The organism is Cupriavidus sp. 05N40, from assembly GCF_056397305.1.
Map to the genome: position 1 here is coordinate 18,221 of NZ_JBFTND010000090.1, position 9,746 is coordinate 27,966.

At 66.5% G+C, this 9,746-nt stretch carries 7 protein-coding genes; all 7 read left to right on the forward strand.

Annotated features, from left to right (window positions below; all coding sequences use genetic code 11):
* The first annotated feature begins 292 nt into the window (after positions 1-292).
* Positions 293-1,087 carry a substrate-binding periplasmic protein gene (locus AC1DO7_RS21330; protein ID WP_441622511.1) on the forward strand — a complete coding sequence of 265 codons (795 nt, stop codon included), beginning with the start codon at positions 293-295 and terminating at the stop codon, positions 1,085-1,087.
* Positions 1,084-4,215 (forward strand): bifunctional diguanylate cyclase/phosphodiesterase, encoded by a 3,132-nt coding sequence (locus AC1DO7_RS21335; protein WP_441622483.1) that lies wholly within the window; start codon positions 1,084-1,086, stop codon positions 4,213-4,215. Before AC1DO7_RS21330 ends, AC1DO7_RS21335 begins: the two co-directional genes overlap by 4 nt.
* 446 nt (positions 4,216-4,661) lie before the next feature.
* Complete coding sequence (locus AC1DO7_RS21340) at positions 4,662-5,576, forward strand: RNA polymerase sigma-70 factor (protein ID WP_441622485.1); 915 nt, start codon at positions 4,662-4,664, stop codon at positions 5,574-5,576.
* A 36-nt stretch (positions 5,577-5,612) separates the two neighbouring features.
* Entirely contained in the window at positions 5,613-6,071 is a 459-nt protein-coding gene (locus AC1DO7_RS21345; RefSeq protein ID WP_441622487.1) for a carboxymuconolactone decarboxylase family protein, read from the forward strand.
* A 511-nt stretch (positions 6,072-6,582) separates the two neighbouring features.
* Positions 6,583-7,134, forward strand: coding sequence for a sensor histidine kinase (locus AC1DO7_RS21350; RefSeq protein ID WP_441622489.1), 552 nt, complete (start codon positions 6,583-6,585; stop codon positions 7,132-7,134).
* Positions 7,135-7,151: 17 nt separating this feature from the next.
* Positions 7,152-8,309, forward strand: coding sequence for a patatin-like phospholipase family protein (locus tag AC1DO7_RS21355; RefSeq protein WP_477116538.1), 1,158 nt, complete (start codon positions 7,152-7,154; stop codon positions 8,307-8,309).
* A gap of 220 nt (positions 8,310-8,529) precedes the next feature.
* Positions 8,530-9,746 (forward strand): ROK family transcriptional regulator (locus AC1DO7_RS21360; RefSeq protein ID WP_477116539.1); only part of this gene is annotated, 1,217 nt, incomplete at its 3' end.

Genomic DNA, 9,746 nt, shown 5'->3' on the forward strand with positions numbered 1-9,746 from the left:
GATATGCCTCGGCAGTATCCGCGCTATTGCTGGATAATTGCGGGGCGATGCGGCCACTGCGGGTTGTTTTTCCGCAGGGCGCCGGAGAAAGCCGCATTCAAGGGCTTCCCGGCCTGGCAGCGCGCAATGCTGGTAGTGCCCGGTGGGGACCGGGCGCGGAGGGAAATGGAGTCTTGCCCGCCGGGTTGACGGGGCAAGGAAAACAGGCAGGACTTATCGCGGCATCGGGCCCGGCACCGGCCGCGATCATAAGAAGACGATTTGCATCAATACAATTTTGCGGGGTAAGGCTGTGATACGACATGGACTTTGCGGGTTGCTGCTTGCGCTGTGCTGTCTGGGCACCGCAGTCGCGAGCGGACCTGATTGCTCACGCCCGTTCACGCTAGCGCTGCATGACCATGGCCTGCTTTATTCGCTCGAAACCGATACAGGCATCGACAAGGATTTCGCCGACGAACTGGTCCGGCGCAGCGGCTGCCAGGTCAGGGTCAGCCTTATGTCGCGCGCCCGCATCTGGAAGCTGATCGAGTCCGGCGCACTCGATTTCAGCCTGTCCGGCATCGCCAGCGCCGAACGCAATCAGTACGCCTCCTTCGCCTGGTACTTCAGCAATAAATACTATTTGCTGGTGCGCAAGGACGCCGGCATCGGCAAGCTGTCCGATTTCGAGCATAACGACCAGTTTCAACTCGGCGTGATCCGCAGTTTCCGCTACAGCGATTCCGCCAACCAGCTGGTGGACAAGCTCGCGGCAGCCAACCGCGTCAGCCAGGCCGGCGGGCTGGAGCCGCTGTACGAGGCGCTGGTGCGCCAGCGCATCCAGGGCATGATCATCGAGCCCTTCGACTACCCGGCTCTCGACGCAAAGCGGATTCGCGATGTCACCGCGGTCGTCGAGTTCAACGACCCGGCCGTTCCGCACGGCCTGATCATGTCGAAGAAGGCGCTGCCGGTGGCCGAGCAGGACAAGTGGCGTGCGCTGGTGAACGACATGCGCGCGGACGGCACCGTGCGCCGGATCTTCGAGAAGTACTTCAAGCGCGATCTGGTCGACTCCATGGTCGATTTCAAGGCACCGCTGTGAGCTGGGCTCGCCTGATCCTGCTCCCCTTGCTGATCCTGTGCACCGGGCTCGGTGTGACATGGGCAGTCTGGGACCACGAACGGCAAGCCTCCCGGCATGAAGTACAGTCCCAGTTCGATTTCGCGCTGGGCGATGCCGTCAGCCGCATCGAGCAGCGGATGGCCACCTACGAGCAGATGCTGCGGGGCGTGCATGGCATGTTTGCCGCCACCGGCACGATGGACCGCGGCAGTTTCCGCGACTACGTCGGCGCGATCAACCTCGATGGGAACTTGTCCGGCATCCAGGCCGTCGGCGTCGTCAAGTGGGTGTCGGCGCCCGGCAAGGACGCCCATGTCGAGGCAATGCGCCGGCTCGGCATCGCCGGCTACGACATCCGGCCCGACGGCGCGCGCGGCGGCTACGCCCCGATCATTCAGCGCGAACCGTATGCCGAAGCCAAGGCGCGCGTGCTCGGCTTCGACGCCTGGGCCAGCCCCGAGCGGCGGCTCGCCATGGAACGGGCGCGCGATTCGGGCCTGGCCACGGTGTCCGGGAAGGTGCAGCTGGCCGTGGACGCGCAGGCGGACGAGGACCCCAGTTTCGTGATGTACCTCCCGTTATATGCGCGCGGCCAGCCACAGGATACCGTCGCCCAGCGTCGTGCCAGCCTGGTGGGCTGGGTCTACGCGTCGTTCCGCATGCGGGAGGTGATCGCCAGCCTCTACGGCGAGCAGCCGCCCGGCCTCTCTCTGACCATCTACGACGGTGTCGAGCCATCCACGGCGGCACTTCTCTATCGTTCGCCCGACGCCAGGGCGGGGCACCCGGGTTCAGCCTTGTCGGCCAGTGAGTACCTGGTCGTGGGAGGGCACAACTGGATGCTCTCCATGGCCGCCCACCATGACTTCAAGGCCCGCTTCGGACGCAACTCGCAGACACTGATCGCCGGCACGGGCGCGGGCCTGAGCCTGCTGCTCGCGCTGCTGGCCTGGGTCATGGTGACAGGCCGCAGCCGCGCGCTGCGGCTGGCCTCCAACATGACCAGGGAACTCCGCGAGAGCGAAGAGAAATTCCGCGCCATCGCCGACTGCACGGTCAACCTGGAGATCTGGTGGGGGCTGGACGGCAAGCCACGCTGGATCAATCCGTCGGTCATGGAGTACACCGGCTACGCCGTGGAAGAATGCCTGGCGATGCGCGACTTCGCCGGCACCCTGGTCCATCCCGAAGATTTTCCGCGTGTCGCGCTTGAGCTCCTGAAGGGGCGCCAGGGGCTTCGCGGCGACGATCTCGAGTTCCGCTGCCTGCGCAAGGATGGCTCGCTGCTCTGGCTTTCCGTCTCCTGGGGGCCATTCCACGATGCCAGGGGCATGTTCACGGGCTTCCGGCTCAGCGGGCGCGACATCACCGAGCGCAAGCTGCTCGACGCCGAGCTTCGTATCGCCGCGGTCGCCTTCGATTCGCTGGAAGGCATGATGGTCACCGATGCCAGCGGCACTATCCTGCGCGTCAACTCGGCATTCACCGAGGGTACCGGCTACACGGCCGACGAGGTGGTGGGCAAGACGCCGCGCATACTCAAGTCGGGGCGTCATGACGAAGCGTTCTTCCGTGACATGTGGGACACCATCCACCGCGTGGGCGGATGGCAGGGCGAGATCTGGGATCGCCGCAAGAATGGCGAGATCTACCCGAAATGGCTCACGATTGCAGCGGTGCGCGGACGGGACGGGCGGGTGACGCACTATGTCGGCACGCATCACGACATTACCGAGCGCAAGATCGCCGAAGACCGGATCAAGGAACTGGCCTTCTTCGATGCCCTGACGCGGCTGCCCAACCGTACCTTGCTGGCCGATCGCCTGAAGCAGGCCATCGCGGTCAGCGCGCAGAGCGAAGCCTCCGGCGCGTTGTTGTTCGTTGACGTAGACAACTTCAAGACGCTCAACGATACGCTGGGCCACGACAAGGGCGACCTGCTGCTGCAGCAAGTCGCCGAGCGCCTGACCGCCAGCGTCCGCGAGGGCGACACGGTGGCACGGGTAGGCGGCGACGAATTCGTCGTCGTGCTCGGAGGCCTGAGCGGAAACCGGCAGGAAGCGGCCAGCCAGACCGAAGCGGCGGGCGAGAAAATCCTCGCCGTTCTCGGCAATCCCTATCATCTGGCCGGCATCGAGTATCGCAGCACCGCAAGTATCGGCGTGACCGTGTTCAAGGGGCATCAGGCCTCCATCGATGAGCTCCTGAAGCAGGCCGACCTCGCCATGTACAAATCGAAGGAAAGAGGGCGCAATGCGATGTGCTTCTTCGATCCGACCATGCAGGCCGTCGTGGTGGAGCGGGCCGCGCTCGAGGTCGGCCTGCGCAAGGCAATCGACGAAGACCAGTTCCTGCTCCATTACCAGGCGCAGGTGACCATCGACAATCGCATCACGGGCGCCGAAGCGCTGGTGCGCTGGCGGCACCCCGTGCGTGGCATCGTGTCGCCGGCCGAATTCATCCCCCTGGCCGAAGAGACCGGGCTGATCCTTGCGCTGGGGAACAAGGTGCTGGAGATCGCCTGCAACCAGCTGGCGCGCTGGGCGCGCCAGCCAGGGATGGCCCATCTCACGATCGCCGTGAATGTCAGCGTCCACCAGTTCCGCGCCCCCGACTTTGTCGACAAGGTGCTGGGCATCATCGAGCAGACCGGAGCGAACCCGAACAGGCTGAGGCTGGAGCTGACCGAGAGCGTGCTGGTGGACAATGTGCAGGACATCGCCGAGAAAATGTCAGCGCTCAAGGCCATGGGCGTGGTTTTCTCGCTGGACGATTTCGGTATCGGATATTCGTCGCTGTCCTATCTGAAGCGCCTGCCGCTGGACCAGCTGAAGATCGACCGCTCGTTCGTGCGTGACATCCTTGTCGACCCGAACGATGCCGTCATCGCCAAGACCATCGTGGCGCTTGCGCGCAGCCTCGGGCTGCAGGTGATAGCCGAAGGCGTCGAGACCGAAGCGCAGCGGGACTTTCTTGCCGGCGCGGGGTGTTATGCCTATCAGGGCTACCACTTCTGCCACCCGCTGCCGATCGAGGATTTCGAATCGTTCGTAGGCGGGTTTGAATTCCGCCAGCGCGCATCCGAGCTATCGGCGCAAGAGGATTGAACGCCGGATGGCGGGTGTGCCGTGGCGCCCGCACCGGGCCGGCATGCCCCGCCCGCATCCCAGCGGATGCGCGCATGGTGTGCGGGAACGCGCCGCCGGCCCGGCCTTGCCCGCGTTCCTGCCGACGGTACGGCCGAGCCTTGTGACAGCCAGCCGGCATTTCTCGCCGGGATCTGTGGCCGCGGTATCCGTTTGAGCTTGAGCGTGCTCCATGGCGCATATTCGGCGAGCCGCCGGCGGGGCTGCCGGCACCTGGCCGCGGTTCGCGCCGCACCGGCCAACGCGCACGGCGCGGCATGCCCGGAGCCGCCGTCGGCGGTCTACTATCAGGTCTGGTATCGATGCGGAAGCCAGGCCGCGCCCCCGCACCGCGCTCGCTATCCGGCGCCGGCTCCGAACCGGCGCGGATGTCACAAGCCGGGGGTGCCAATCGTCTAGAGGCTGCCATGAACGACAAGACCGACACCTTTACCCGCCTTCGCCCTCGCTTGCAGGGCATCGCCTATCGCATGCTGGGCTCTGCCGCCGAGGCAGAAGAAGTCGTGCAGGACGCCTGGCTGCGCTGGCACGAAGCCGCAAGCGAGGATCTGGACAGTACGGAGGCCTGGCTGGTTTCCGTCACCACGCGCCTGGCGATCGACAGGCTGCGCACCGCCAAGGTCCAGCGCGAACACTACATTGGCACATGGCTGCCGGAGCCGCTGCTGTCCGAATCCCCGGTCACGCCAGAGCACATCCTGGAGCGCGCCGACGACGTATCCATCGCCTTTCTCGCGATACTGGAGCGCCTGGGGCCCGAAGCCCGCGCAGCGTTCTTGCTGCGGGAAGTGTTCGATGCAGACTATGGCGAAGTGGCCGAGGCGCTGGGCAAGACCGAGAGCGCATGCCGGCAGATCGTCCATCGCGCGAAGATACAGTTGCAGGACGAGCGGCCCCGCCATGTGGTCCCCCGCGAGACCCAGCTCCGCCTGTTGCGCGGGTTCGCCGACGCCGCGACACGCGGCGAGTTCACCGCGCTGAAAGCGATGCTTGCCGACGACGCGCAGCTGATCGGCGATGGCGGCGGCAAGGTGCCGAGCTTTGGCGTTCCGCTCGTCGGTGGCCAGCGTATCGCGCAGCTTTTCCTCGCCACAACGCTGCGGTATCCCGGCGCCATGCAGTTCGAAGTCGTCACGCTCAATGGCCAATGGGGCCTGCTGCGCTTCATCAACGGCGCGATCGAATCGGCCCTGGCCATCGAAACGGATGGTGAGCGCATCGTGCGCATCTATGTCCAGCGCAATCCCGACAAGCTTGCGCGCATTGCCGCCGCGCTGGGTCGGGAGCTCGCTGTCACAAACCAGCCCCCTCAGACGTCTTGAGCATGTGTATCCCAAGCACTTACTCAAGGTGAAAACATGAACCAGCCGCGACTCCCCTGGACCGATATCTCTCCCAAGGCTTATCAAGCGATGGTCGGCGTCAGTGCCGCCACGGCAAAGTCTTCGCTCGGCGCGAGCCTGATCGAACTCGTGCAGACCCGCGTCTCGCAACTCAACGGCTGCGCCTTCTGCCTCGACATGCATGCCCGCGATCTGCGCAAGCAAGGTGAGACGTGGCAGCGCATCAACAGCCTGTCGACGTGGCGCGAGACCGGCCTGTACAGCAATCGCGAGCGCGCCGCGCTCAACTGGGCCGAGACGATGACGAAGCTCGTCGAATACCACGGCAGCCGTGATGCCGATTTCGATGCGTTGAAGTGCCAGTTCAGCGATCAGGAAATCGTCGAGCTGTCCTGGACGATTGCCCAGATCAACGCCTGGAACCGCATGGCCATCGGCATGCAGCTGCCCGTGGCGGAAAAGCCTATCGAGTAAAGCCCAACGGGTAGACCCCATCGGGTAGAACCCATGGCGCAGAGCGCCGCAGCTGGCCTGGATTACCCGATCGAGGTCTGGGCCAGGAAGCGGCGCTGGCCGGCAGGGCAGTTCTCCCGCCGGCCAGCGATGAGGCCGCTGCCTCCGATGATTACCACTTTCATGTCGTGTCCTTCTTCGTCGAGAAATTCGGGGCGGCGACATCATGTAGCCATCCCTGTGGCACAGGACGTTTCATGAGGTCCGCTTGTGACAGGCCGGGCGAATAAAGTCACGGCCAGCCGGGTTGCGGTCGCCCGCGCTCGACATGCATGTTCGTCATGGCACCGCACGTGCTCCCGCAGGGGCTTTGTTACGCATGGGGCATGTGCCGCACAGGGCGAACGCGCCGGCCGGGCGAGCAGATGGCACTGGCAAGTGCGGTCTGAAGTGCTAGGCTTAACTGGCCACCCGGCACCCGGCGGCTCTGGGGCAACGCTGCAGAGCCGCCACTGCGAGTTCGCAAAGCGCCATGGACAAGCCCATCATCATCGCGGTCGACGACGATCCCGAGGTCGTGGACGCCGTTGCGCGCGACCTGCGGCTGGGCTACGGCGAGCACTACCAGGCACCGTGCCTGGTGAAGGTGGCGATCGACCGGGACAGCCTGGCGCAGATCGCGGCAGACCTGACGGCGCCGCAGTTCATCGCCTGCATGCACTGGCTGGTGGCCACGCTGGACCTGCGCGCGCTGATGGAAGAGACGCGGCGCGGCGCGCAGCGTATCTCCGAGATCATGCGCGCGATCGTCATCCGCACCCGCCGCGAGCTTGACTGCGCCGTGGTCGAAATCATCGACAACGGCCCCGGCATCGCGCCCGATGTCATGCCGCATCTGTTCGAGCCGTTCTTCACCACCAAGCCGCCGGGCCAGGGCACGGGGCTCGGCCTCGATATTTCCTACCAGACCGTGGTCAACCGGCATGGCGGGGCCATCCACGTCAAGTCGCATCCCGGCGAGACCACGTTCCAGGTCCGCCTGCCGCTCGCGCCGCAAGAGCCCGCGCGGGATCCACCCCCCTGACCGCAGGAGCCGACGCCATGGATACCAGGACCCAGCCAGCCGAAGACCAGCATCGCGCCACCGACCCGCCCGGCCGGCAGATCCCCGGGCAGGTGGTCTTCGTACTGCAGGGCGGCGGCGCGCTGGGCGCCTACCAGGCCGGTGTCTACCAGGCGCTGCACGAAGCAGGCATCGAGCCCGACTGGGCGATCGGCACGTCGATCGGCGCGATCAACGGTTCGATCATCGCCGGCAACAAGCCGGAGAACCGCCTGCCGCGGCTGCGGGAGTTCTGGGAGCGCGTGGCGCAGCGCGGGCCGCTCGGGCTGACGCGGCTGCTTTCGGGCGGGGACAACACCTTGCAGAACCTGGCCACCCTCACGCAGGGCATCCCGAACTTCTTTGCGCCCAATCCCGCCGCCTGGCTGGGGCTGCGCATGCCGCTGGGCGTGGACCAGGCTGGCTTCTACTCCACCGCGCCATTGCGCGAGACGCTCGGCKCGCTGGTCGACTTCGATTACCTGAACCAGAAGCACATGCGGCTGACCGTCGGCATGGTCAATGTCTGCAGCGGGCGGATGTGCTACTACACCAACCGCGACGCCGCCCTGAGCATGGAGCACCTGCTGGCATCCGCCGCGCTGCCGCCGGGATTTCCGGCCATCCGGATCGAGGGCGAGGCGTACTGGGACGGCGGTATCTGTTCCAACACCCCGATCGAGGCCGTGCTCGACGACTACCCGCGCCGTGACTCGGTGATCTTCGCCGTGCAACTCTGGCCGGTGCAGGGGCCGGAGCCGCAGACGATCTGGGAAGCGATGGGGCGGCAGCGGGACATCCAGTATTCGAGCCGCACCGAGACGCATCTGGCGCGCCAGAAGCAGTTGCACCGGCTGCGGCACGTGATCCGCGAACTGGCCAGCCATATTCCCGAATCCGAGCGCGGCACGCCCGTGGTCAAGGAGTTGCTGGGCTGGGGCTGCCATACCACCATGCACGTGGTGGAACTGAAGGCGCCACCCTTCGGCGGCGAAGACCTGACCAAGGATATCGACTTCAGCGAAGATGGCATCGAGGCACGCTGGAACGCCGGCCATGCCCATGGCAGGCAGGTGATCGCGGCCGCGCCCTGGCATGACGCGCTGGACCCCATCGAGGGCATCGCCGTGCATGAGACGGTGGGCGTGCCAGGGTAGGGCCGTCGCATGCGCCGTCCCGTACGGGCGCCTTTTCGATTTCGCATCGCCCCGCGCAGGCATGGTGGGCCACACGCGCGCGGCTGCCCACCGGTTTCCGCGGGTTTTCCCTTTCTTGAGTTCTGCCTCTCCATCTTATTTAATTCAACGTGAATTAATTAATAGCGCGACCCGATCGAGAAGTGATTCGCACGGCGCCTGAACAGTCTTCGGAGACAGCATGACCTCTGGCAAATCCGGCCGCGGCGTCAATTCCGCCAGCCTTCGGCTCTACAACGAGCGCGCCTTGCTGCTGGCCCTGCGCCACGCCGGCGAGGCGTCCAAGGCCGACCTGGCGCGCATGGCGCAGCTCACCAACACCGCGGTGGGCAGCATCGTGCAGTCGCTCACGGAGGAAGGCCTGATCCACGCGGCGGGGCGCCGCCAGGACGGGCAGCGCGGCCAGCCGGCCAGCCTGATCCGGTTGGAGCCCAAGGGCGCGTTCGGCATCGGCGTGCGGCTGGACCGCGCCAGCATCGAATGCGTGATGGTGGACTTCGGCGGCGAGATCCTGGCCAGCCGCGCGCACCAGATGATCCTGCCGCATCCCGAGCAGGCGCTGGCGCTGGTGCGCGACGACGTGGCCGCGCTGCGCGCGCAGCTGGCGCCGGCCGAGCGCAAGCGGCTGCTCGGCGTGGGCGTGGCCCAGCCCTACAACCTCGGCGCCTGGCTGCGCGAGCTGGACCTGCAGGACGCGGCGTCCCAGGCTACCTTTCGCGCCTGGGACGCGGTGGACTTCGCCGCCGAGCTGGCCGATGCCACGCAGCTGCCGGTGTTCGGCGAAAACGACGGCACCGCCGCCGCGGTGGCCGAGCTGTTCTACGGCGGCCACCATGCCCAGCACTTCCTCTATGCCTTCCTCGGCCCCGCCATCGGCGGCGGCGTGGTGCTCAACGGCGATTGCGTGCGCGGTGTGTCGGGCAATGCCGGCGACATCGGCATGATGCCGGTGCCGCCCAGCAAGCTGGCCTCGGCGCCGCCCGGCGGGCGCAGCCGCGACATCCTGCTGGCGCGTGCCTCGCTCAACGCGCTGACGCGCCACCTGCGGCACCATGGCGTGACGGTGGACAGCCATGCCGACCTCGAAACGCAGGTGCGCGCCGGCCATCCTGCCGTGGCCGAATGGCTGGACGACTGCATCGACGCACTGGCGCCGGCCATGCAATCCGCGCTGGCGGTGCTGGACGTGCCGCTGGTGATCCTCGACGCCGATATCGACGCCGGCCTGCTCGACGCGGTGATCGCGCGGCTGCAGCGCGCGCTCGACGACAACGCCCCCGAGGCCCGCCGTCCGGCCCGCGTGATGCGCGGCTGCTTCGGCGCCAACGCCGGCGCGGTGGGTGCGGCCTCGCTGCCGATGTTCATGAAATTCTCGCCGCGCGCGGAGCTGCTCAAGGG

Excerpts from the sequence above, each read along its gene's own strand:
- AC1DO7_RS21340 (WP_441622485.1), top strand. The coding sequence starts at position 4,662 with ATGAACGACAAGACCGACACCTTTACCCGCCTTCGCCCTCGCTTGCAG.
- AC1DO7_RS21345 (WP_441622487.1), top strand. The coding sequence starts at position 5,613 with ATGAACCAGCCGCGACTCCCCTGGACCGATATCTCTCCCAAGGCTTAT.
- AC1DO7_RS21350 (WP_441622489.1), top strand. The coding sequence starts at position 6,583 with ATGGACAAGCCCATCATCATCGCGGTCGACGACGATCCCGAGGTCGTG.